Source organism: Pigmentiphaga sp. YJ18 (assembly GCF_038066655.1).
GTDB lineage: Bacteria > Pseudomonadota > Gammaproteobacteria > Burkholderiales > Burkholderiaceae_B > Pigmentiphaga.
Genome location: NZ_JBBUKU010000007.1, coordinates 76,727 through 99,839, shown reverse-complemented (window position 1 = coordinate 99,839; position 23,113 = coordinate 76,727). Strand labels below are relative to the sequence as shown.

The following is a 23,113-nucleotide window of genomic DNA, read 5'->3' as shown; positions in this document are numbered from 1 at the left end:
GCCGCCGCACAAATAAAACAAGGCAAGGGGACATCGCCATGAAACGGATCGTGGGAGGACTGGCCGCGCTGGTATTGGCGCTGGCCGGGGGGACGGGCATGGCGGCGGAATCAGCCGGCGTGCAGGTCGAAAAGCTGATGGAGAGCGGGGCGTCGTGGGACGGCCGTCCCTACGTGGCCTACCCGTCGGGCGCGCCGATGCTGACTGTGCTCAGGATCACGATTCCCGCCCACAGCGCGCTGCCCTGGCATACCCATCCGATCCCGAACGCGGCCTATGTGCTGTCGGGTGAACTGACGGTCGAGAAAAAGGAAACGGGCGAGACGCGCCTGCTCAAGCAGGGCGACGTCCTGCCGGAAATGGTGGGCGAGTACCACCGCGGCGTGACCGGCGACCAGGGCGTGGTGCTGATCGTGTTCTATGCCGGCAGCCGCGGCTTGCCGCTGTCGCAGCAATAGCGGGTCAGCCCGCCTGCACCGGGTTCCTGAGCTTGCCTATCCCCGCCACGGTCACGCTGACGGGCCCGCCGATCTTGTTGAGGTCGGCGTTCTGGACCGCCCGGCCGGGCTTGCCGCCCGAGGCCAGCGCCGTGCCCATCGACACCACGTCGCCCGGCACCAGCGTCATGTAGCTGGAGACGAAGGCCAGGACCTCGGGCAGCTTGTGGAAGAGGTTGGCCGTGTTGTCGCTGGCGTACTGTTCTTCGCGGACGTGGCACGAGATGTCCAGCGCGTGCGGGTTGGGGATCTCGTCGCGGGTGACGATCCACGGGCCCAGCGGGGAGAACGTGTCCGAACCCTTGTAGCGGCCGCTGTACGAGACGTGGCTTTCGACGTAGCGGATGCCTTCGCCTTCCAGCGCCGGGTGGATGGCGCGGTAGTGGAAGCTGTCCTCGTCGCGCATGGTGGGCGAGGTCAGGTCGTTGTGGATGGTGTAGCCGAATACGTGGTCATAGGCGTCGGCCGCGTCGATGTCGCGTGCCAGCTTGCCGATCACGATCGCCAGTTCGGGTTCGGGGTGCACGCGGCCGTAATGGGGCTTCAGGCGTATCGGTTCGCCGTGGCCGACCAGCGCCGACCAGGGCTTGGTGAAGACGGCCGGGTGCTTGGGGCCCTTGACGATGCGGTCGGTATTGGCGCTGTTGTTCAGGGCCAGGCAGCACAGCTTCGAGGGGCGCGGCACCGCGGGAAGGAAGCGGACCGTGTCCATGGGCAGGCGCGGCAGCCCGGCCTGGCCCAGCGCGGCATGCACCTGCCGGAGCTGTTCCCAGAAATCGGGGCCGGCCTCGATCAGCCGGTGCATGTCCAGGGGGCCCTGGAAGTCGGGGGCGAATTGGCGGCATGCGGTTTCGGCATCGACCAGTTCGGAGTCGGAGATCACGAATCCGACGCGCGCGGTGTCGGGCCGGTCGAAAGTGGCGTAGCTGGCGAGTTTCAAGCGAGGCTCCAGTCCTGAGGAGAATGGGAACGGGGCGGCGCACGGGCCGCCTCGCGGCACGACAGCTTAAGTCCGCGCGCCGGCGGCCCGGTAACGTGCCGCCGCTTCTTTCCGTGACACGGAACGCGTCAGCCTTGCGCCAGCCGCGCGCCGACGGCGGCGCAGATCTCCTGGCGCGTCCGGTCCAGGTGGCCCACGCATTCGCGCAGGCGCTCCGGGGTCAGCAGCGCGCCGAAGGTGGTCAGCGACAGCACGCCCAGTACGCGCTCGCCATGGGCCAGCGGCACCGCCAGGGTGGTGCTGGAGCCGCGGCCCTGGCCTTTGCGCAGGCCGTAGCCGCGCCGGCGCGTGACGGCCAGTTGATGCTGGATGTCCTGTTCCACCGGCGGCCACAGGCCGGGCTCGGGCAGCGAGGCCTGCATCCATTGCAGCAGGCGGTCGCGTTCGGCTTGGCCGCAATAGGCCAGGTAGGCCTGCCCCATGCCGGAATGCACGAGATCGTGGACGTGGCCGACCGTGGTGTGCTCGGATCCGATGGGGCTGTAGGGCATGGAGCTGTAGCGCACGACGATGTGGCCGCGATCCAGGGTGCCCAGGGCCAGCGGCAGTCCGGTGGCGCGGGTGTTCTTGAGCACGATGGGCGCGCCGACCTCCACCACCAGTTCGGGTTCGGAGAAGCCTTCGCTCAGGCACAGGACCTTCTCGGTCAGCGTGTACGTGCCCTTGACCACGTCGGCGCGCACGTAGCCCTCGCTCTTGAGCGTGGCCAGCAGGCGGTGGATGGTGGACTTGGGCAGTCCGGTGGCCTGGTGCAGGGACTGGAGCGAACTCTGCGGCTGGTGATTCAGCGCCCGCAGGATGTTCAGCGCCCGGACTACCGGCCCGATCGCGTTCGTTTCGGACATGCCTGCCGTTTCCTCCGTGTGCTGGCGTCCCGATCATAGCGCCGGGCCGGCCCTTCCTGGAATCGTTCCATTCCGTGGCACGGAATGCGCGCGCGCGGAGTGGCGCCGGCGGCGGGGGGCGCTCCTATACTGCGCCCCGGCGACCCCCCCAGAGGGGCGCGACCATGAAGAATGAAGGAGACCCGATGGGGACTTGCACCTTATCCCGACGCGCCATGCTGGCGCTTGCGGCCGGCTCGATGCTGCGCCCGGTTGCCGCCGCCACCGGCGCGGCTTCCGGCTATCCGGGCCGTCCGGTGCGGCTGATTTCGTCGTTCGCGGCGGGCGGCACCACCGACATCCTCGCGCGCCTGGTGGGCAAGCAGCTGTTTCCGTCCGCGGGGCAGGCCGTGGTGGTCGAGAATCTTCCCGGGGCGGGCGGAACGATAGGCGCGGCGGCCGTCGCGCGCGCGCCCGCCGACGGCTACACGCTGGAGATGGGCGGCGTGTCCACGCATGCGATGGCCGGCGCGCTGTACAAGCAACTGCCGTTCGACCCGGTGGCGTCCTTCGAGCCGGTGTGCATGCTGGTCTATGCGACCACCGCGATCGCCGTGCCCGCCTCGTCGCCGTTCCGCAGCCTGTCGGACCTGATCGCGCATGCGCGCGCGAACCCCGGCAAGATCACCTACGGCTCGGGCGGCATAGGCAGCATCAACCACCTGGCCCTGGCCTCGCTGGCGAGCACGGTGGGCATCGACCTGCTGCACGTGCCGTACAAGGGCGGCGGCCCGGCGGTGACCTCGCTCCTGCAGGGCGAGACCCAGTTGTTCGCGGGCGGCAGCTCGCTGCTGCTGCCGCACGTGCGCGCCGGCAAGCTGCGGATACTGGCGGTGACCGAGGACAAGCGCGCCCGCGTGCTGCCCGATGTCCCCACGGTGGGCGAGACGGTGCGGGGATTCCGCGTGGTCAACTGGTACGGTGTGCTCGCGCCGCGCGGCCTGGCGCCCGAGGTCCGGGAGACGCTGTGGCGGGAACTCGACCGCGTCATGCGCCTGCCCGAGGTCGAACGCCAGCTCGACTCGATGGGCCTGGAGTATCCGGGCATGTCGTCGGCCGCGTTCAAGACCGCCCTGGCCGAGGACAAGGACCGCTGGGGCCGCACCATCCGGGAACTGGGCATCCTGCCCGAATAGGAGATCGATATGCGGACCATCCTGCTTGCCGTCCTGGGGACGGCCATGTTGTCCACGTCGCCCGCGCCGCGGGCGCAGGAGCCGGCCTATCCGGCGCGGCCGATCCGGCTCATCGTGGCGTTCGGGCCGGGCAGCGTGAACGACGCGATGGCCAGGGAACTGGCCAAGACCCTGTACGGCGAACTGGGCCAGCCGGTGATCGTCGAGAACAAGCCCGGCGCCGGCGGCGTGGTCGGTACCGACTATGTCGCCAAGGCGGCGCCCGACGGCTATACCCTGGGCTTCGGGACCAGCTCGCAGCTCGTCATGAACGTCGGCTTGCAGAAGTCGCTGCCGTTCGACGTGGAACGCGACCTGACGCCCATCGCTCTGGTCGCGCGCACGCCGCTGGCGCTGGCGGTGCCGGCGAACGGGCCGGGCTCGCTGGCCGACCTGGTCAAAGCGGCCAAGGGGCGCGCGCAGTCGATGACGTATTCGTCCAGCGGCGTGGGCTCGATCAACCACATCGCCGGCGCCGCGTTCGCGCGCGCCGCGGGCATCGACCTGATGCACGTGCCCTACAAGGGCGCGGCCGTGGCCGCCGCCGACCTGGCCGCGGGCCGGGTCGACATGATGCTGGTGACGCTGCCCAGCATGGCGGGCCTGGTGGAGCAGGGGAAGGTCAAGGTGCTGGCCAACGGCATCGACCGGCGCGGCGCCTCGACGCCCAATGTCCCGACGTTCGCCCAGGCCGGCCTGCCGGCCTTCAAGGGCTACACGTGGAACAACGTGTTCGCTCCGGCGGGCACGCCCGCCGCCGTTGTCGCCAGGCTCAACGCCGCGCTGAACCGCGTCCTGGCCGACCCGCAGGTCGTCCAGTTCGCCCAGCGCCAGACGGCCGAGATCATGGCGCCTTCCACGCCGGCCCAGGCCCTGGCGTTCGAGAAGAGCGAGCGCGCGACCTGGGTGCCGTTCATCCGCAGCCTGGGCATCGAGCCCTGAGCGGCTAGCGCGGCGGGACGCGGGTAGAAAGCGGCGGCGGCTGGTAGCCCACCTGGATGCGGCAGGTCTGCTTGCCGCCGTTGCCGTAGTCCCGTTCATAGCCCTTGCACAGCTGCGCCACTTTCCCGGGGGTCGGCTTTTCCCCCTTGTCCACCCAATCCATCAGCGCGGTGAACAGGGCGGGATACTGGGGCTCGCTCAGATAGCTGTGCTCGGCTTCGTCCGAGAAGGTCTGCACCAGCTTGTCGCCGCTGCCCGCGCGGTCGACGATCTCGCGGTAGGCCGACTCGAGTTCGACGAAGGCCGTCGGATCGTGGATGGAGTGCAGGGTCAGCACGGGCATCGCGAGTCTGCCCGTCGGCGTGCTGTCCACCATCAGCCGCCCCACGGCCAGCGGATCCGCCCGATAGCGGGCCACCCCGGCGTTCAGCGCGGCATCGTCCGGCGAGCCGCCGTACACCACCTTCTCGTTGCCGAAGGGATTGCGGCCGTCCAGCCGTTCCTGCGCAAGGTCCCGGAACAGCCAGGTGGCCCAGTTCATGTTGGACACGAAGGTGCGTTCGGGAATCTTCACGACCGACAGGATGGTTTTGAGCCGGGCCGCCTGCTCGGGACTGCGTTGCGCGGCCGGCATGCCGACTCCCGTGCATGCCTTGATGCGCGCGGCCAGGTCCGCGCGGGTCAGCGTGGAATCCTTGGGCAGGCCCATCCACAGCGGGTATTGCGGCTCGTCGGGGCGCGGATGGTTGCGGCAGACGTACTGGTAGACCACCCGCAGGTCCAGGCGAAAATCGTAGGCGGTATTGCCGCCTCCCAGCACGCCGCTGGTCAGCAGCACGGCATCGTAGGGGCCGGGCCGGCCCTCGACGGTGCCGTACAGTTCGGCGGCCTTGGACGCCACGCCGCCGCCGTAGCTCTGGCCGTGCAGCAGGGTGCGGCGGGGCTGGCCGAATTGCCGGACGAACAGGCGGCGCAGACGCTCGGTGTCCTCGGCCGCCATGGTCACGCCATAGCCGCCGCGGCGGTAGGACGAGCCGGCCCAGGCATAGCCCGCCTTCACGGTCACGGCCCAGCGGGTCAGGTCTTGCTGGCTGCGTTTCAGGGTGGACGGGCCCAGGTCGGGACCGCCGTGGGCATGCATGACCAGCACCCGGTTCCAGTCGCGGGGAATCGCGATCCAGTAGTAGGCGCCTTCGCTGTCCTGCCCGTTATAGCAACGCGCGTCGGCGGGGACGTCCTTGGGGCAGGGGGCGGGCCGCGCGCGGTCGGAGGCGGCGTGGGCCGTGGCGGCGCCCAGGGCCAGCGCGGCCAGCAGGGAGAATCGGGTCAGGGTTTTCAATGGCGGACTCCGGTGGCGAAGATGGCGGTCGATCCCGTATCCGAGGCATAGCCCAGGATGCCTTGGGTGAAAAGGAAATGGTCGTTGCCCGACGCGCCCGCCTGGGCGACGCCCGGCACCGGGGTGTCGTAGGCCACGGCCGTCGTGCCGCCGTCCATGTCCAGCGTGGCGCCGGACAAGGTGGCTTCGAGATTGCGCGCGCCGGTGCCGGCGATGGTGTAGACCCCGTCGGCCGCGCCGGAAGCCAGCGACTGCTGCGGTGCGTACAGGCGCATGCCGTAGCTGGTGGCCGACTCCCGCACCAGTTGCAGCGGCACCGCGTTGCCGTTGACCAGCCCGATCACCATGGAGCCCGCGGGCGTGCCGCCGGTGGTGCTGGCCGGATCGGCGGGCGGGGTCGCCAGCAGGTCGAAAGCCCCGCGTCCGGCGTTGTAGCTGATGTATCCCTTGGCGGTGGACGTGCACGCGGCATCGTAGGTCATGAAGCCGCCGGTGACGGGATCCCGGCACAACTGGAAGGTGCCGGCGTTGCGCAGCCGGCCCGCAGCCTTGTAGGCCGCCGGCGTGCCGCCCGCGCCATGGTGGACGCCGATCAGGTCGTAGATGGCGGCGACCGGGTTGAAGACCGTGGGCGAGCCGGTGTTCTCGAACGTGGTGGCGAAGGCCAGCAGCGGTTCGAAGCCGCCGCCCGACGCCGGCAGCACGCCGCCCTGCAGGACGCCGCCCGCGCCGAACAGGTAGACCGCGCCGCCTTCGTCGCTGGCATAGGCGCAGGCCGTTTGCGCGCGCAGGCTGCCCTCGCGCACGGTGCCGGCCGCGCGTTGCAGGCTGGCGTCTATCGTGACGGTGTAGCGCAGCGAGGCCGGATCCACGGTCACCGTCAGTTCCTCGCCCAGCGTGTTGCCGCCCTTGTAGCGGGTGACCGCGGCGGGCAGGTGGGGGCAGGCCAGCGGGTCGCCCGTTTCCTGCACGCAGCTGTAGTTGACGGCGGCGTCCTGGCTGCCGCTGCCGCGGTATTTGGGCCAGGCGGGGTACTGGCACAGGGGCCGCGTGCGGCCATAGGTCCCGGCCACCGCGTCGGCCGCCACCGGCGTGCCCGGGGGCAGGCCTTGCTCCACCCAGCCTTCCAGCGCGGCCAGCGAATCCCAGTTGGGAATGAACACGCCGGTGCCATGGCCCATGCCGGGCACGGTGTAGAAGCGCACGCCCTTGTCCACGGCCTCCTGCCCCACGGCAGCCACCACGCGCTGGTAGTAGTCGATGGTGGAGTTGGGGCTGATGACTTCGTCGGCCAGGCCGTGCAGCATGATGAGCTTGCCGCCGCGGGACAGGAAGGGACGCAGGTCCGGATCGGTGGCGTCGGTGATCGCGGACACGGCCTGCACGCGCTCGGTGTACGGGCCGGGGTTCCGCGGGTCGAAGCCCCGCGTGTCGAAGCTGGCCGAGCGGGTGACGAAATACTTGACCCACTGGTCGCCGGTCACGTACATGTTGGCATCGGCCGAGGTCGCCGGGTTGCCGGGCGCGCGGCGCGTGCCCAGGTCCCGCGTGGTGTAGGGGCCGGCCACCAGCGCGCCTTCCAGGATGTTGTAGCCGCCCGCGCGGTCGACGCCGTTGGCGAGCCGGTAGGCGGAGAATTCCAGCGGCGCCTCGAGCGTGCGGATCGTCGCCAGTTGCGCGGTGGACAGGCAGTGATCGCCTTCGTCGCCGCCCGAGGGGCAGCGCATGGCCGCCAGGTTGGAGGCGTTCAGCAGCCGGCAGCTTTCCACGTTGCTGACGATGCCGTCGACCGCGCCGTCCAGTTTGTCGCAGGCCTGCTTGACCGTGTTCTGCACCATCAGCGTCTTGGCCACGTTCAGCCAGCCGGCTCCGCCGTTGGCGTACAGGGCGCGGCCGAGCGCGACGTTGGACAGCCGTGTGCCGGAGTAATTCAACGCGGGTTCGTTGGCGATGACGCCGTCGTAGTCGGTCGGCCAGCGCTGGATGTGCGCCAGCGCGTCGCGGCCGCCGGTGGAGGTGCCCAGGAAATAGGCGTGCCTGGGCGCCATGTCGTAGTAGGCCCGCACCAGTTGCGCGGCGACGTCGCGGGTTTTCTTCAGCGACTGGCCGCCGTAGTTGGACAGGGCCTCGTCGTCGGCGGCGAACTTGCCGTCGGTGATGCTGCCGCTCTGGTGGCCGGAGTCGTCGCCGTAGGTGGCGTAGCCCAGGGCCAGCGGGGCGGGCTTGTCGGCGGGACCGAAGCGTATGGTCTCGGTGCCGTCGATGAGCCGGCCGTTGAAGCCGCCGCCGCCGAAGTGGATGGTCTTGCCGTTCCAGCGCAGCGGCAGGTTCAGCGCGAAATTGATATCGGGCGAGCCGGCGTTGACCGGCTTGATGAGGCCGCGGACGCGGCAGTAGGCTCCCAGGTTGTTGCCCTCGGCATCGGCGGGGACGTCGACCGCCTCGGACACCGTCGCGCCGCCCGAGGGCAGCGTCAGCTGGGTGGGGGAAAAGCCGCGCGCGGCCAGCGAGGCGCAGGCCAGCGCGGGGGCATAGGGCGGGCCCGAGGCGGCCGGAGGTTCGTCGGGCGGATTGCCGGCGGGCGCGTCGCCATCGCCGCCGCCGCAACCGGCCAGGGCCGCGAGAGCGGCAAGCAGCAGGGGCAGGGCGGGAAAGGGGCGGGGTGCGGTCATCGTATCGTCTCCATGGCCGGCCCTCTCGAGGCGGGGCGCGTGCACGGCGGGATGATGCGAGCGCGCCGCTCGGTACGTCAAATACAATAAAAGCGGAGACTCGATATATAAAAAATATGGACTTGCGCCACCTGCGTTACTTCGTCACGGTCGCCGAGACCGGCCACATGACGCGCGCCGCCGAGCGGCTCGGCATCCAGCAGCCCCCGCTCAGCCAGCAGATCAAGGCGCTGGAGCGGGAGCTGGGGGTGGAACTGCTGCGCCGTCACCCGCGGGGCGTGGCTTTGACCGACGCCGGCCGGCACTTCCTGCGCGAGGCCGAGAACCTGCTGGAAGGCTATGCGCAGATGCGCCAGCGCATGGCGCGCGTGGCCAACGGCCAGGAAGGGCTGCTGGCCGTGGGTTTCACCAGCTCGGCCGCCGCGCACGCGTTCACGCCCGAGGCCCTGCGCCTGTACCGGCGGGACTATCCGGGCGTGGAGCTGGACATCCACGAGGACAATGCCGCGGGGCTGACCGCGGCCATCGCCGCCGGGCGCCTGCATTGCGGCCTGCTGCGCGTGCCGGTGTCGCGGCCCGACGGCCTGGTGTTCGAGACCCTGCTGACCGAGCCCGCGGTGGCCGCCGTGCCGTGCGACCATCCGCTTGCGCGGGGGCGGCAGGCAAGCCGGCCCGGCGCGATCTCGCTGGCCGAACTGTGCCAGGAGAAGATCATCCTGGTGCGCCAGCCGGGCGCCCCGGGCCTGTACGCCAACCTGCTCGCGCTGTGCGAAAGCCAGGGACTGCGGCCGCGCATCGCGGCCGAGGTCGACCGCATGATGACCAACCTGAACCTGGTGGCGGCGGGGGCGGGCGTGTCGGTCGTGCCCAAGTCCATCAGCGGCGCGCATGCGCATGCCGTGACCTATCTGCCGCTGGCGCGGGCCGAACGGCTGGACGCGCCGCTGACGCTGGTGTCCCGCCATGGCGAGGACAACCTTCCGGCGCAGCACTTCGCCGCCCTGGCGCGGCGGCTGGCGGCGGCGCGATGACGGCCGCGGGCCCGCGCGCGGCGCGCCGCCGCGTCCTGCTGGCCGCGGCCGTACTGCCGCTGGCCGGAGCGGGGGCGCGTGCCGCTGCCCCGGCGGACGGACGGGCCTGGCCGACGCGGGCCATACGCATGGTGGTCGTCTACCCGCCCGGCGGCGTGAGCGACACCATCGCGCGTATCCTGGCCGAGGCGTTGTCGCGCGACCTGGGCGTGCCGGCCTGGGTCGAGAACAAGGGCGGCGCGGGCGGAAGCGTGGGGATGGAGACCGTGGCGCGCGCCGCGCCCGACGGCCACACCCTGGCCTTTTCCGCGTTGACGCCGCTCACGCTCAATCCGCTGCTGAGCCGCCCGTCGGCCGACCATGATCCCCTGCGGGAGATCGCGCCCGTGGCCGCCGTGATGCGCACGCCGGTGCTGGTGGCCGGCACGCCGGCCTTTACCGGCCGCGATTTCGCCGGTCTGGTGGACGAGGCGCGGCGCCGGCCGGGGGCGATCCGCTGGGCCAGTTCGGGCGTCGCCACGACCGGCCACATGGTGATGGCGCAGGTGGCCGCGGCAAGCGGCGCGCGCATCACCCACATTCCGTATCACGGCGGCGGGCCGCAATTGAACGATGCGCTCAGCGGCCGCTTCGAGGTGCTGTCGACCAACGTCGCGGCCCTGCAACTGGACTACGTGCGGACGGGGCGGCTGAAGGCGCTGGCGGTGGGTGCGCCCGCCAGGCTGGGCGCGCTGCCGGCGGTGCCGACGCTGGAGGAGCTGGGCTATCCGCAAGCCAACCTGATGTCGCTGTTCGGCCTGTTCGCGCCCGCCGGCACGCCCCGGCCGGTGCAGGAAAGCATCAATGCCGCGGTCCGTCGCGCGCTGGTGGGCGGGCCGCTGGCCGCGCGGCTCGAAAGCGCCTACAACCTGCCTGCCGTGGGTAGCGTGGAGGATTTCCGCGCAGCGGTTCGGGACGACTACGAGGCGAATCGCCGGCTGGTCAGGGCGGGGGCGCTGGGCAGCGGCCAGGCGCCCTGAGCAGCGGCTTCAACGCCGGGCCGGATGCTCCACTTCCCGCGCACGCAGAACGATCAGCCAGGCCGCGCCATAGGCCGCGGCGACCACGGCCAGGCCGGCAGGCAGGCTGTCCGTCCAGTCGGGCAGTCCATGCAACAGGCTGCCCATGATGGCGACGCCCAGCAGCGTGCCGATCTGCCGGTTGGCGTTCAGGATGGCCGCGGCGCTGTTGGCGTGCTCCTTGCCGCCGGCCTGCATCACGGTCGCGGTCATGGCGGGGATGGCGATGGCCGCGCCCAGGTTGCCGCAGACCAGCAGCGCCATCAGCAGCCAGTAGGGCAGCGCCAGGCCATCGAACGCGGCCGCCGCCGTGGCGAGCGTGGCGAGGCCGGTGCCGGCCAGCATCGGGAAACGCGTGCCGTGCCGGCTGGAGAGCCGGCCGGACAGCAGGTTGCCCAGCACCAGGATGAGCATCAGCGGCATCAATTGGAAACCGGTGTCCAGCGGCCCGGCGCCGCGAGCCCGCTGCAGGTAGAGGCTGAGCAGGAACAGTTGGCCGTACACCGCGAAGCTGGCCAGGGCCCCCAGGGCATTGGCGGGCAGGAAGCGCGGCGCGGCCAGCAGTTGCCGGGGCACCAGCGGCGAGGCGGTCCGTTGCTCGCGCCAGGCCAGCAGGGCGCCGGCCGCCAGGGCCAGGACCGCCGCCAGCAGGATGGGGGGCGCGGCCCAACCCCGCTCGGGGCCCTGGATGAGCGTATAGCACAGGGCGGCCAGCGCCGTGATGCCCAGCGCGTGGCTGGCGGGATTCAGCGCGCGCGGCCGGGCGGGAGCGGGCCGCACCAGCTTCAGGGTAAGCAGCGCGCCGGCGATGCCGATGGGAACGTTGATCAGGAAGACGCTGCGCCAGCCGAAATGCGCGATCAGCAGCCCGCCCACCAGCGGTCCGGCCGCCACCGACAGCGTGACGATGGCCGACCAGAGCGCCACCATCCGCGCCCGGACGCGTTCGTCGGCATAGGTGTGGACCAGCAGGCTGAGCGAGCTGGGAACGAACAGGGACGCGCCAAGGCCTTGCGCCAGGCGCGCGCCGACCAGCGCCAGGCCGTCCTGGGCCAGGCCGCACGCCACCGAGGCCAGCGTGAAGACGGCCAGTCCCGCCAGATACACGGCGCGCGCGCCCAGGCGGTCGGCCAGCGCGCCGCCGACCAGCAGCATGGCGGCGAAGGCCAGCGTATAGCCGTCGACCACCCAGACCAGGCCCGACAAAGAGACCTCCAGGCTGCGCGCGATGTCGCTCAGCGCCACGTTGACGACGGTGACGTCGAGCATGGCCATGATGAATCCCACCGCCAGCGCGGCCAGCGGCATTGGGTCGGCCGATGCCTGGCGCGCGGGCGCCGGGGGGAGGGGAATGTTGGGGCAGGGATACCGCACGATCGTCGTCCGAAAAGCAAGAGAAGGCGTTATCCTAGGCCCGGGAATGATGCGGAAAAAGAGGTGAAAATGCGGTGCCGTGATGCAAAAATGCATTGCCTGGAAAGACGCCCGGCCGGTGCGAAGCGCGCATGATGAACTGGGACGATGCCCGGATTTTCCTGGCCATCCGGCGCGCGGGCACGCTGCGAGGCGCCGCGGCGCTGCTGGAAGTGGACCAGGCCACGGCCGGCCGCCGCCTCGCCGCCCTCGAGGCCGCGCTGGGCGCCCGCCTGTTCCTGCGCACGCCCAACGGTTACGTGCCCACGCCGGCCGGAGAACTGGCCGGCGCCGCCGCCGAACGGATGGAGCAGGCCGCCGACCAACTGCAGCGGCAGATGCAGGGCCTGGACGACAAGCTGTGCGGCGTGGTGCGCGTGGCCACCTCGGACACCATGGCGAGTTTCTACGTGATCCCGGCGCTGCGGACGCTGCGCGAGGCCCACCCCGACATCAAGGTCGTGCTGGGTACGTCCACCCAGGTCACCAACCTGACCCGGCGCGAGGCCGACATCGCCGTACGCACGGTCAAGCCCACGAGTCCGGACCTGATCGCGCGGCGGCTGGCGCGCAGGCAGATAGGCGTCTACGCCTCGCGCGACTACCTGTGCCGCCGGGGCGTGCCGGCGATGGACGCGGCGCTCAAGGGCCACGACGTGATCCGGTACGACCGCGCGATCGGGCCGCTGGACGGCGCCCGGCTGGGCGGGGTGTCGACCGGCAATGCGCGGGTGGCGCTGGAAGTCAATTCGGGTTTGATGATGCTGGAGGCGGTGCGGGCGGGCCTGGGCCTGGGCGAACTGGCCGTGCTGATGGCGCAGGACGATCCGGACCTGGTGCGCGTCTGGCCCGAGCGGACCGAGCGCCTGGACGTCTGGCTGGTGCTGCACGCCGACCTGAACCGCACGGCCCGCGTGCGGGCCGTGGCCGATGCCATCATCGCCGCGTTCAAGGGCGAAGACTGAGCCCTACAAGCCCAGCTGGAAGCGGGGCTCCATCAGCGGGTCGGGCCCGGGATGGTAGCGCGTGACCACGCCCTTGTCGGTGACGTAGACGTACATCAGCGAATTCCACACGCCGTCCTCGCGGAAGCGGTAGCCCCAGACGATCTGCTCGCCCTTCAGGCCGACGCGGGTGATCTCGGCCGGGGGGCCGAACTCGAACAGCAGCCGCTCGGTATCCCAGTGTCCCGAGTCCAGCATGCGGAAACGCTCGCTGGTCAGCGCCTGGGTGGTGCCGATGACCTTGCCGTCGGGGCCGACGTCGGTGATCCAGGCGTATTGCCCCATGGGCTGGCTGGAATAGATCAGGCGCTGGCCGCCGTTCGGCAGGGGGCGCTCGAGCGTGGGCCGGCCCAGGCGGGCCGTGACGGCCGAGCCGGATTCGCCCGGCTGGATGCCGGCCGGGCTGGCGCAGGCCGCGAGCAGCGCCGCCATGCCCAGCAGGCAGGCGCCACGGCGCAAGATGATGGCGATACTCATACAATTCACCTAGTTCTTGGATTGACGACCGGAGATGACCGTGTTTCTGTCACGCAGGCGTGGCTGTGTTTCGCTGATTGTAGGACTTGTGCTGGCTTGCGCGGGTTCCATGCCCGCCTGGGCGCAGGGAGACGCGGGCGCGCCGGTGCGCATCGCCGTGATCGAGGCCATGTCCGGACCCTTCGCCAATACCGGCGAGGCCATCATGCGCAACCTGCGCTTCGCGGTCGAACGCGTCAACGCCCGGGGCGGCGTGAAGCTGGCCGACGGCGCGCACCGGCTCGAGCTCGTCCCCTTCGACAGCAAGAACCAGATCGACGAAGCCCTGCTGCTGCTGCGCGGCGCGGCCGACCAGTCCATCCGCATCGTCATGCAGGGCAACAGCTCGGCCGTGGCGGCGGGGCTGATCGAGGGCGTCAATCGCCACAACCAGCGCAATCCCGGCCAGCGCATGGTGTTCCTGAACTACTCGGCCGTCGATCCCGCATTGACCAACGAGAAGTGCAGCCCCTGGCACTTCCGCTTCGATGCCAGTTCCGACATGCGGATGGCGGCCCTGACCGAGGTCATGCGGCGCGACCGCGAGGTGCGCAAGGTCTACCTGATCAACCAGGACTACAGCTTCGGCCAGGAAGTGGCGCGCAGCGCCCGGGCGATGCTGGCCGGGAAGCGGCCCGACGTCGAGGTCGTGGCCGACGAGTTCCACGCCATCGGCAAGGTCAAGGATTTTTCGCCCTATGCGGCCAAGATCCTGTCCAGCGGCGCCGACACCGTCATCACCGGCAACTGGGGCAACGACCTGACCCTGCTGGTGAAGGCCGCGCGGGAAGCGGGATTCAAAGGCAGCTTCTACACCTTCTACGGCAATGCGCTGGGCGCGCCGGCCGCGCTCGGGGATGCCGGCGTGGGCAAGGTGCGGGCGGTGGCCGAATGGCACTACAACGCCGGCGAGCCCGGCATGGACCGCGCCTACGATGCCTATCGGCGCATGTTCCCGCGGCCGGGCGACGACTACCTGAACGCGCGCATGCTGCACATGACCGATATGCTGGCCGCGGCGCTGGAGCGGGCGGGCAAGGTGGACGCCGCCGCCATCGCGCGCCAGTTGTCCGGCATGCGGTGGACGGCGGAGGGAGCGGACCTGTGGATGCGCCCGGACGACCACCAGGCGATCAAGCCCCTGTATGTTTTCACCATGCAGAAGATGGGCGCCGGCACGGTCAGGCGCGACGTGGAAGGCAGCGGCTACGGTTTCGAGACCACGCTGAAGGTGTCCGCGGCCGACCTGACGCTGCCCACGCGTTGCAAAATGGCAAAAATCCCTGAATAAGGCTATACTTACCGGCTAACTTTCAGTTTTTTCCGATTTTTAAAACTGATGGTTAATCTGCCGGCCGCAGCCAGATGAAAACGCGGCGGCCGGATCATCAACTTTCACGGCAGGGCGCCTCGGCCTTGCCGCCAGTCCGAGAGGAAAAAAATGTCCGTCGCCGACATCAACAAGGCCAATATCGTTACCGAATTCCAACGCGCCCAGGGTGATACCGGATCCCCCGAAGTGCAGGTCGCTCTTCTGACCGCCCGGATCAACGAATTGACCAGCCATTTCAAAGAGCACACCAAAGACCACCATTCCCGTCGCGGGCTGCTGCGCATGGTCAGCCGTCGCCGCAAGCTGCTCGACTACCTGAAGGGCCGCAACGCCGACGCGTACCGCGCCCTGATCGAGAAGCTCGGTCTGCGTAAGTGAATTTCCAGGGGATCGGGAACCTGGCGGGCGCTGCCGTCGCAGCGCCGCTCCGTGTTTCCGGTGGTTGCCGGTTTCGTCGCTTCCTGTTCGGGCGCGACGCAGCCGGCACTCTAGCAACCCCCTCCTGAAATATGAGAGTGCCTGTGTCAGGGACCGCCTGTCACAGGCATTTTCGTTTCAGAAGGGCAATCGCAAAGGATGCCTGTCATGTTCAATAAAGTCACAAAAACCTTCCAATATGGCCAGCATACCGTCACGCTCGAAACCGGCGAGGTTGCTCGCCAGGCTTCGGGCGCGGTAATGGTGTCCATCGAGGACACCGTCGTGCTGGCAACCGTGGTCGGGGCCAAGAAGGCCAAGCCCGGCCAGGATTTCTTCCCGCTCACCGTCGACTACATCGAGAAGACTTACGCCGCCGGCCGCATCCCGGGCGGGTTCTTCAAGCGCGAGGGCAAGCCCTCCGAAAAGGAAACGCTGACCTCGCGCCTGATCGACCGGCCGCTGCGTCCGCTGTTTCCCGAAGGCTTCTACAACGACGTGCATGTGGTCATCCACACGCTGTCGGTCAATCCCGAGATCGATCCCGACATCGCCGCGATGATCGGTTCGTCGGCCGCCCTGGCCATTTCCGGCATCCCGTTCAACGGCCCGATCGGCGCCGCGCGCGTGGGCTGGATCGATGACCAGTACGTGCTGAACCCTACCGCCTCGCAGCTCAAGACCTCCAAGCTGGACCTGGTGGTGGCCGGCACCGACGCCGCCGTGCTTATGGTGGAATCCGAAGCCCAGCAGCTGTCCGAAGAAGTCATGCTGGGTGGCGTGGTCTACGGCCACGAGCAGATGCAGACCGTCATCAACGCCATCAACGACCTGGTGCGCGAAGCCGGCAAGCCCGAATGGGACTGGAAGCCCGCCGCCAAGAACGATGCCCTGATCGCTTCGGTGCGCGCCGTGGCCGAGGACAGCCTGAAGGCTGCCTACCAGATCCGCTCCAAGCAGGAGCGCACCACCAAGCTGCGCGAAGTCTATGCCGACGTGCACGCCAGGCTGGCTGCCCAGGCCGAGGCCTCGGGCGCCGCGGTGGATGGCGTCGAAGTGGACAACATCCTGTTCGACTTCGAAGCGCAGATCGTGCGCGGCCAGATCCTGAACGGCGAGCCCCGCATCGACGGCCGCGACACCCGCACGGTGCGCCCGATCAGCATCCGCCTGGGCGTGCTGCCCCGCGCGCACGGCAGCGCGCTGTTCACCCGCGGCGAAACCCAGGCCCTGGTGATCGCCACGCTGGGCACCAAGCAGGACGAGCAGATCATCGACGCGCTGATGGGCGAGTACCGCGATCGCTTCATGCTCCACTACAACATGCCTCCGTTCGCCACCGGCGAAACCGGTCGCATCGGCGTGCCCAAGCGCCGTGAAGTTGGCCACGGCCGCCTGGCCAAGCGCGCCCTGGTGTCGCTCTTGCCCGCGCCGCAGGACTTCCAGTACACCATCCGCGTGGTGTCGGAAATCACCGAGTCGAACGGTTCGTCGTCGATGGCGTCCGTGTGCGGCGGTTCGCTGGCCATGATGGACGCCGGCGTGCCCGTCAAGGATCACGTGGCCGGCGTGGCCATGGGCCTGATCAAGGACGGCGGCAAGTTCGCCGTGCTGACTGACATCCTGGGCGACGAAGATCACCTGGGCGACATGGACTTCAAGGTGGCCGGTACCGTCGGCGGCGTGACCGCGCTGCAGATGGACATCAAGATCCAGGGCATCACCAAGGAAATCATGCAGGTGGCGCTGGCCCAGGCCCGCGAAGGCCGCCTGCACATCCTGGAAAAGATGCGCGAGGCCCTCGAAGGTTCGCGCGGCGAGCTGTCGGCGTTCGCGCCGCGCATGCTTTCCATGAAGATCAACCCCGAGAAGATCCGCGACGTGATCGGCAAGGGCGGCGCCACCATCCGCGCGCTGACCGAGGAAACCGGCACGCAGATCGACATCTCGGACGACGGCACCATCGTCATCTCTAGCGCCGACCTGGACCGCGCCAAGGAAGCGCAGCGCCGCATCGCCGACCTGACCGCCGACGTGGAAGTGGGCCAGATCTACGAAGGCGCCGTGCTGCGCCTGCTGGATTTCGGCGCCATCGTCCAGGTGCTGCCGGGCCGCGACGGCCTGCTGCACATCTCGGAAATCGCCAACCATCGCATCGCCAACATCAACGATGTGCTGAAGGTCGGCCAGCAGGTTCGCGTCAAGGTCATCGAGGCCGATGACAAGGGCCGCCTGCGTCTGTCGATGAAGGCGATTGCTGCTGAAGGGTAAGTCCCCCCCTACGCGCTGACGCGCCCCCCCCGGGAGGCGGCACTGGCGGACCGGCAAAGCCGGATCCGCTGTGCCCTGGGTTGGGGGAGGGGTGTAGTGCTGACGGCGTCCTGCGGGGCGCCGTTTTTTATTTGGTGGGACGTTTCCGTCCTGTGGGGAGGCGACTTTGGTTTAGGGGACGGTGAGAATCCGAAGTTGGCGTGAACATTCGATACGTCAAGCTCAAAGTATATGTTCTTGTGCTATAGTTTTCTATGCTAGGGAATGCCACTTGCGGATTTTCAAGACCAAAGGCGTATGTCGGTTTGCCCGGCGTGAGCGGATCGCCGATGTCAGTCTGAAAGCCGCCATCGAGCGGGCGGAGCGCGGTTCCATCGATGCGAATCTGGGCGGAGGCTTCCATGGACATCGTTGGGCAAGCGTTGGCCGATGGTGATTTGCAGGAGATTGAACATGACGACGAGCAAGCCTGGCCGCTTGGCCAGTGATCTGCTGGAAATGGCCGACTCCCAGCACCGGGAGGGGGTCATGGACAGGGCGACGCATCAGAAAATCACTGCCCGCCACCTGGGAGCGGATGCGCTGCCTACCTCGGAGCCTATTACCGCGGCTCAAGTGCGGGAAGTGCGCGAGAAGGCTCATCTCAGTCAAGCCGCGCTTGCCCGGTATCTCAATATGACGCCGGGCTATGTCTCGCAGCTCGAGCGCGGTGCGACGCAAGCGAAAGGTCCTGCGCTGGCACTGTTGAACGTTATCCGGCGCAAGGGAATCGAAGCGCTTCTCTAAATGTCAGGACCCGGAGCGAGCGATGGGATCGTGTTGCGATTTTCTTCACAAGCCACCGTGGTCCTACCGGGTGATCAGGAGTTCGACGGGGGTTTGACCAGGCTTTCGGCGGGGATGCCTAGCCCTTTGTGCAGATTCCAGATCATTTGCAGTGTCAGGCCGCGCTTGCGATTCAGGATTTCGTAGACGCGGTTGCGGCGGCCGATCATGGGCTCGAGGTCTTTGGCGGTCAGGCCGGCTTGCTCCATGCGGAATTTGATTGCTTCGACAGGGTCGGGGAGGTCGATGGGAAAGTGCCTGGCTTCGTAGGCTTGCACCAGCGTAGCCAGGATGTCCAGGCGATCGCCATCCGGCGTTCCGGGTTCAGGATCGCTTTCCATGAGGCGTGAGATGTCTTTCAGGGCCGCCTTGTAGTCCGCTTCGCTACGGATGGGGCGAATCTCCATGTCTTACTCCATTTCTATGGTCTTGGCATCGATCGCGTCATATTCCCGGTTGCGTCCACGTGGCTTGGCTTGCTTCATCCACCCAAGCCTTGAGGGGTTGCTCCGCGTCCGGATGGGTTTTTCAGAACTGGCGCAATGTGCTGACGGCAATGACCCGCATGAGTTCATGCTAGTCCCAAATTGGAGTTTCGCAAGTGGTTGTTCGAAGCACCAGCGGCACCCTACGGCAGCGGCGGCACGCCGGCGTTGCCGGCAAGATGCGTCAGCAGGTCCCGGACCGGGGCCGACAGGCCGGCCCAGTCGCGCAGGCACAGGCACAGGCGGCGGTGGGCCCAGCCGTCCGCCAGCGCGATGCGCTGGTAGGGATGGCGGCGGCGATGGCTCTGGGCGATGCTGTCGGGGACGATGGCCACGCCCACGCCATGCGACACCATCTCGCACAGGCCGCCGAAGGTGTTCATCCTGATGCGCAGGGCCAGCGCCTGGCCGGCGCGCCGCGCATGTTCGTCGATGTGATCCTGCAAGGCGCTGCCCGGGGCCAGTCCCACGAAGGGTTCGCGCAGGACTTCCGAGAACGGGACCACGCGCCGTTGTGCCAGGGCATGGCCGGTGGCGGCGATCAGGACGAGATGGTCGGTGGCGACGGGGTGCAGGCACAGTCCCTGGGCGTCGACCTGATCGGAGGTGATGCCGGCCTCGACCAGCCCGCTGGCGACGGCCTTGACGATCTCCTTGCTGGTGCGCTCGCGGATGTCCACGTTCAGGTGCGGGCGGGTGGCCATCCACGGGGCCAGCTTGCGCGGCAGGAAGGCCGTCAGGGCCGCGGTGTTGGCGTGGATGCGGATGGTGCCGCGGGCGCCGGAGGCGAAGTCCAGCAGTTCGCCCTGCATCAGTTCCCGCTGGCGCAGGATCAGCCGGGCATGGTGGGCCAGCGCCTCGCCGGCTTCGGTGGCGATCACGCCGCGATGGCGGCGCTCCAGCAATTGCACGCCGGCATCGGCCTCGATGTTGCGCAGGCGTTCGCTGGCCGAGGCCAGCGCCAGGTTCGCGCGCGCGGCGCCCTGCGTGATGCTGCCGGCATCGACGATGGCGAGGAACAGGCGCAGGTCCGCGAGATCGAGGCGCATGGACATTCTCCGTGGCGGATTGCCTTCGGGACAACCGAAGGCTCGGGGCATAGAACCGCATTGTGCCAAAGCGCGCCGACAGGCCCAATAGGCATGTCAAAGGAGACGGCAGTGACGCGCTCGCACATCTTTCCCCGCATGGTTCTTACCCTGGCGCCGTGGCTGTTTGCCGCGGCCGTCCTGGCGCCAGCCGCCTCGGCGGCGGCGCCGCTCTCGGAGATCGCCACTTCCGAGCAGTTCTATCAACTGGCGCTGGAGGCCCGTTCGGAAGGGGACTACGCCGCCATGCTGATGCGGCTGCGGCAGGCCGCCACGCGTGGCGACCTGGAGGCCCAGGAAATGCTGGCTTCGGTCCTGCTGGCAGGTCCGGCGCTGTATGGCGCCGGCGTGAAGGCGGATCCGTGCGAGGCGATGCACTGGGCCCACCTGGCCCTGGAACGGGGCAGCGCGACCGCACGGCATCAATGGATGGTCCTGAACGGCCTGCGCGACGTGCCGCGCATCCGCAAGGGCTGCCGGCCGCCGCCCCTGTACCGATAGGCCGGGGCCCTGGGCGCCGGAGAGGGGCGGTCTACAATGGCGCCTCCTGTCCACCCGCCCCGTCCCCATGGCCGTTCCTCGACTCGAACTGCGCGGGATCACCAAACGGTATCCCGGCGTCCTCGCGAACGACGAGGTCTCGCTGGCCATCGCGCCGGGCGAGATCCATGCCGTGCTGGGCGAAAACGGCGCGGGCAAGTCGACCTTGATGAAGATCGCGTACGGCGCGCTGGCGCCGGACGCGGGGCAGATCCTGTGGGATGGCCGGCCGGTGGCGCCGCGCGCGCCGGACGATGCGCGCGCCTTGGGCGTGGGCATGGTGTTCCAGCACTTCGTGCTGTTCGACACGCTGACCGTGGCGCAGAACGTGCTGCTGGGATTGCCGGCCGGGCTCGCGCGCGAGGTTGCGCGCGGCGCCGCCCCGAGCGCCTGGCTGGCGCCGCTGATCGAACGCTATCGCCTGGATCTGGATCCGGATGCCTATGTGGGCGATCTGTCGGTGGGCGAGCACCAGCGCGTCGAGCTGCTGCGCGCCCTGGCCGCGCGGCCGCGCCTGCTGATCCTGGACGAACCCACGTCGGTGCTGTCGCCCGAGGCCAGGACGGCCTTGTTCGCCACCCTGCGGCAACTGGCGGCCGAGGGGTGCAGCGTGGCCTACATCAGCCACAAGCTGGCGGAGATCCGCGAATTGTGCGATCGCTGCACGGTGCTGCGGGCGGGCCGTTCGGTGGCTGTGGTCGATCCGCGCGACATGGCGCAGGACGAACTGGCCACCCTGATGCTGGGAACAGCGGTGGACGACGTGCGCAGCGCTTCGCCGCGTCCGGCGGGCGATACGGTGTTGAGCGTGAAGAACTTGTCGATGCCCGCTCCGGCGGGCCAGCGCGTGGGCTTGCACGACGTGTCGTTCGAGCTGCGGGCCGGCGAAATACTGGGCGTGGCGGGGGTGTCGGGCAACGGCCAGTCGCTGCTGCTGTCGGCGTTGTCGGGCGAAGAGATCCGCATGCCGCACGATGCCGTGCGCCTGATGGGGCAGTCCATCGGCCGGCTTCGGCCGGCCGCGCGGCGCGAGCTGGGACTGCGCGCGATTCCCGAGGAACGCCTGGGGCGGGGTTGTGTGCCCGAGATGGGGTTGGACGAGAACATGCTGCTGACCCTGGCACCCGGGCAAGCGTCATCCGGAGGCTGGATACGGCGGCGCGCACTGGTCCAGGCCGCCGCCCGCGTCATCGGGCGCCACGGCGTGCGGGCGGTGTCGCCGCGCGCGCCGGCACGCAGCCTGTCCGGCGGCAATCTGCAGAAATTCATGGTGGGCCGCGAGCTCGATGGCGAACCGCGCGTGCTGCTGGCGGCGCAGCCGACCTGGGGCGTGGACATCGGCGCCGCCGCCCGCATCCACCAGGCGCTGATCGATCTGCGCGACGCCGGTGGCGCGGCCCTGATCATTTCCGAGGATCTGGATGAGTTGCTTGCGCTGTGCGACCGGCTGGCCGTGATGGCGGGCGGGCGGTTGTCGCCGGCGGTGGCGCGTGCCCGGGTCACGGCCGACATGCTGGGACGGTGGATGGAAGGACGGTGGACCCATGATCCAGCTTGAGCCGCGCGCCGCCGCCTCGCGGCTGGCGGCCTGGCTGTCGCCGCTGGCCGCGCTGGCGCTGACCATGCTGGGCGGCGCCGCGCTGTTCGCGATGCTGGGGATCGACGCCTGGCAGGGGCTGCGGCTGTTCCTGGTCGAGCCTTTCAACGGGGTCTACGCGTGGGGCGAACTCGCGGTCAAGGCGGTGCCGCTGGTTCTGTGCGCGGTGGGACTGTCGCTGTGTTTCCGGGCCAACGTCTGGAACATCGGCGCCGAAGGGCAGTTGATCGCGGGCGCCATCGCGGGCGGCGGCATGGCCCTGCTGGCCGGGCCGGACACGTGGCGGGGCTACGTGGCGCTGGTCATGGCCGCGGGCATGCTGGGAGGCATGCTGTGGGCCGCATTGACGGCCTGGCTCAAGGACCGGTTCGGCGCCAATGAAATGCTGGTCAGCCTGATGCTGACCTACGTCGTGCAACTCCTGCTCGGCTATCTGGTATTCGGGCCCTGGCGCGATCCTTATGGCTACAACTTCCCGCAGTCCCGATCATTCGACGAGGCAGCCGTGCTGCCCGTGCTCTGGGAAGGCACACGCGCCCACGCCGGGTTGTGGCTGGCGCTCGTGGCCACCGGCGCGGTCTGGCTGTTCCTGGCGCGATCCCATCCGGGCTTCCGCCTGCGCGTGACGGGCGCCGCGCCCGCCGCCGCGCGCTATGCGGGGTACTCCCCGCGCCAGGCTCTGTGGACGTCCATGCTGGCGTGCGGCGCGCTGGCCGGACTGGCCGGCATAGGAGAAGTCGCGGGGCCGATGCAGCGGCTCACCACCTCGGTGTCGCCGGGCTATGGCTTCGCGGCGGTGATCGCGGCTTTCCTGGGGCGCCTGCATCCGGCCGGCGCGCTGCTGGCCGGCCTGGTCATGGCCGCGCTTTACATCGGCGGGGAACTGGCGCAGTCGCGCCTGGGCCTGCCGGCTTCCATCGTCGGCGTGTTCCAGGGGCTGGCGCTGGCGTTGCTGCTGCTGGGCGATACGCTGGTGCGCTACCGCATCCGCTGGCGCCGCCCCGCGGCCGCGGCAAGGTGAGCGGC

22 protein-coding genes are annotated in these 23,113 nt (G+C 69.3%); 14 read left to right on the top strand and 8 right to left on the bottom strand.

All coding sequences use genetic code 11. The features are described from left to right. Nucleotides 1-38: 38 nt before the first annotated feature. Nucleotides 39-458, top strand: coding sequence for a cupin domain-containing protein (locus WKR98_RS28725; protein ID WP_124690088.1), 420 nt, complete (start codon nt 39-41; stop codon nt 456-458). A 4-nt stretch (nt 459-462) separates the two neighbouring features. On the opposite strand, the gene WKR98_RS28720 is transcribed toward WKR98_RS28725, so the two are convergent. Both WKR98_RS28720 and WKR98_RS28715 read right to left on the bottom strand, forming a co-directional pair. Next, a complete protein-coding gene (locus WKR98_RS28720; RefSeq protein WP_341435353.1) occupies nt 463-1,437 on the bottom strand; it encodes a fumarylacetoacetate hydrolase family protein in 975 nt (324 codons plus the stop codon). 128 nt (nt 1,438-1,565) lie between these two features. Continuing rightward, nucleotides 1,566-2,342, bottom strand: a complete 777-nt coding sequence (locus WKR98_RS28715; RefSeq protein ID WP_124690087.1) for a helix-turn-helix domain-containing protein — start codon at nt 2,340-2,342, stop codon at nt 1,566-1,568. A gap of 215 nt (nt 2,343-2,557) precedes the next feature. Here WKR98_RS28715 and WKR98_RS28710 point away from each other — a divergent pair, with 215 nt between their 5' ends. Both WKR98_RS28710 and WKR98_RS28705 read left to right on the top strand, forming a co-directional pair. Further along, nucleotides 2,558-3,517 carry a Bug family tripartite tricarboxylate transporter substrate binding protein gene (locus WKR98_RS28710; RefSeq protein ID WP_238160047.1) on the top strand — a complete coding sequence of 320 codons (960 nt, stop codon included), beginning with the start codon at nt 2,558-2,560 and terminating at the stop codon, nt 3,515-3,517. Nucleotides 3,518-3,526: 9 nt separating this feature from the next. Further along, nucleotides 3,527-4,498: a Bug family tripartite tricarboxylate transporter substrate binding protein gene (locus tag WKR98_RS28705; RefSeq protein ID WP_341435352.1), complete on the top strand. Its 972-nt coding sequence runs from the start codon at nt 3,527-3,529 to the stop codon at nt 4,496-4,498. A 4-nt stretch (nt 4,499-4,502) separates the two neighbouring features. Here WKR98_RS28705 and WKR98_RS28700 read toward each other — a convergent pair whose 3' ends face one another. Together WKR98_RS28700 and WKR98_RS28695 are read right to left on the bottom strand one after the other, a co-directional pair. Further along, on the bottom strand, nt 4,503-5,837 hold the full coding sequence (locus WKR98_RS28700; protein ID WP_341435351.1) for a hypothetical protein: 1,335 nt from the start codon (nt 5,835-5,837) through the stop codon (nt 4,503-4,505). Next, nucleotides 5,834-8,509, bottom strand: coding sequence for a tannase/feruloyl esterase family alpha/beta hydrolase (locus WKR98_RS28695; protein WP_341435350.1), 2,676 nt, complete (start codon nt 8,507-8,509; stop codon nt 5,834-5,836). Before WKR98_RS28695 ends, WKR98_RS28700 begins: the two co-directional genes overlap by 4 nt. Nucleotides 8,510-8,625: 116 nt before the next feature. Here WKR98_RS28695 and WKR98_RS28690 point away from each other — a divergent pair, with 116 nt between their 5' ends. After that, nucleotides 8,626-9,540, top strand: coding sequence for a LysR family transcriptional regulator (locus tag WKR98_RS28690; protein ID WP_124690083.1), 915 nt, complete (start codon nt 8,626-8,628; stop codon nt 9,538-9,540). Beyond that, on the top strand, nt 9,537-10,559 hold the full coding sequence (locus WKR98_RS28685) for a Bug family tripartite tricarboxylate transporter substrate binding protein (RefSeq protein WP_341435349.1): 1,023 nt from the start codon (nt 9,537-9,539) through the stop codon (nt 10,557-10,559). The genes WKR98_RS28690 and WKR98_RS28685 overlap by 4 nt, the downstream gene beginning before the upstream one ends. A gap of 9 nt (nt 10,560-10,568) precedes the next feature. Here the strand turns inward: WKR98_RS28685 and WKR98_RS28680 are convergent, their stop codons facing one another. After that, nucleotides 10,569-11,906 carry an MFS transporter gene (locus WKR98_RS28680; protein WP_341435348.1) on the bottom strand — a complete coding sequence of 446 codons (1,338 nt, stop codon included), beginning with the start codon at nt 11,904-11,906 and terminating at the stop codon, nt 10,569-10,571. Between the two features lie 200 nt (nt 11,907-12,106). Between WKR98_RS28680 and WKR98_RS28675 the strand changes: the two genes are divergently transcribed. Further along, entirely contained in the window at nt 12,107-12,976 is an 870-nt protein-coding gene (locus WKR98_RS28675) for a LysR substrate-binding domain-containing protein (RefSeq protein WP_341435376.1), read from the top strand. Between the two features lie 3 nt (nt 12,977-12,979). On the opposite strand, the gene WKR98_RS28670 is transcribed toward WKR98_RS28675, so the two are convergent. Next, nucleotides 12,980-13,492, bottom strand: coding sequence for a hypothetical protein (locus WKR98_RS28670; RefSeq protein ID WP_341435347.1), 513 nt, complete (start codon nt 13,490-13,492; stop codon nt 12,980-12,982). A 109-nt stretch (nt 13,493-13,601) separates the two neighbouring features. Between WKR98_RS28670 and WKR98_RS28665 the strand changes: the two genes are divergently transcribed. From WKR98_RS28665 to WKR98_RS28650, 5 genes are all read left to right on the top strand, one after another. Further along, on the top strand, nt 13,602-14,822 hold the full coding sequence (locus WKR98_RS28665) for a branched-chain amino acid ABC transporter substrate-binding protein (protein ID WP_341435346.1): 1,221 nt from the start codon (nt 13,602-13,604) through the stop codon (nt 14,820-14,822). 150 nt (nt 14,823-14,972) lie between these two features. Then, the gene (rpsO, locus tag WKR98_RS28660; protein ID WP_124690079.1) at nt 14,973-15,242 is read left to right on the top strand and encodes a 30S ribosomal protein S15; all 270 of its coding nucleotides are present in this window, start codon (nt 14,973-14,975) and stop codon (nt 15,240-15,242) included. A gap of 207 nt (nt 15,243-15,449) precedes the next feature. Continuing rightward, on the top strand, nt 15,450-17,552 hold the full coding sequence (pnp, locus tag WKR98_RS28655; protein ID WP_341435345.1) for a polyribonucleotide nucleotidyltransferase: 2,103 nt from the start codon (nt 15,450-15,452) through the stop codon (nt 17,550-17,552). 181 nt (nt 17,553-17,733) lie between these two features. Further along, on the top strand, nt 17,734-17,988 hold the full coding sequence (locus tag WKR98_RS29300; protein WP_445936172.1) for a type II toxin-antitoxin system RelE/ParE family toxin: 255 nt from the start codon (nt 17,734-17,736) through the stop codon (nt 17,986-17,988). A 17-nt stretch (nt 17,989-18,005) separates the two neighbouring features. Continuing rightward, complete coding sequence (locus WKR98_RS28650) at nt 18,006-18,338, top strand: helix-turn-helix domain-containing protein (protein ID WP_341435344.1); 333 nt, start codon at nt 18,006-18,008, stop codon at nt 18,336-18,338. 74 nt (nt 18,339-18,412) lie between these two features. Here WKR98_RS28650 and WKR98_RS28645 read toward each other — a convergent pair whose 3' ends face one another. Together WKR98_RS28645 and WKR98_RS28640 are read right to left on the bottom strand one after the other, a co-directional pair. After that, a complete protein-coding gene (locus WKR98_RS28645) occupies nt 18,413-18,784 on the bottom strand; it encodes a helix-turn-helix domain-containing protein (RefSeq protein ID WP_124690075.1) in 372 nt (123 codons plus the stop codon). A 221-nt stretch (nt 18,785-19,005) separates the two neighbouring features. Next, entirely contained in the window at nt 19,006-19,911 is a 906-nt protein-coding gene (locus WKR98_RS28640) for a LysR family transcriptional regulator (RefSeq protein ID WP_124690074.1), read from the bottom strand. A 111-nt stretch (nt 19,912-20,022) separates the two neighbouring features. Between WKR98_RS28640 and WKR98_RS28635 the strand changes: the two genes are divergently transcribed. The 3 genes from WKR98_RS28635 to WKR98_RS28625 all read left to right on the top strand — a co-directional run bounded on the left by WKR98_RS28635 (nt 20,023) and on the right by WKR98_RS28625 (nt 23,108). Beyond that, a complete protein-coding gene (locus WKR98_RS28635; protein WP_238160040.1) occupies nt 20,023-20,451 on the top strand; it encodes a sel1 repeat family protein in 429 nt (142 codons plus the stop codon). Nucleotides 20,452-20,518: 67 nt separating this feature from the next. Beyond that, nucleotides 20,519-22,048, top strand: a complete 1,530-nt coding sequence (locus WKR98_RS28630) for an ABC transporter ATP-binding protein (RefSeq protein ID WP_341435343.1) — start codon at nt 20,519-20,521, stop codon at nt 22,046-22,048. Then, nucleotides 22,035-23,108, top strand: coding sequence for an ABC transporter permease (locus WKR98_RS28625; protein WP_341435342.1), 1,074 nt, complete (start codon nt 22,035-22,037; stop codon nt 23,106-23,108). The genes WKR98_RS28630 and WKR98_RS28625 overlap by 14 nt, the downstream gene beginning before the upstream one ends. Nucleotides 23,109-23,113: the final 5 nt, after the last annotated feature.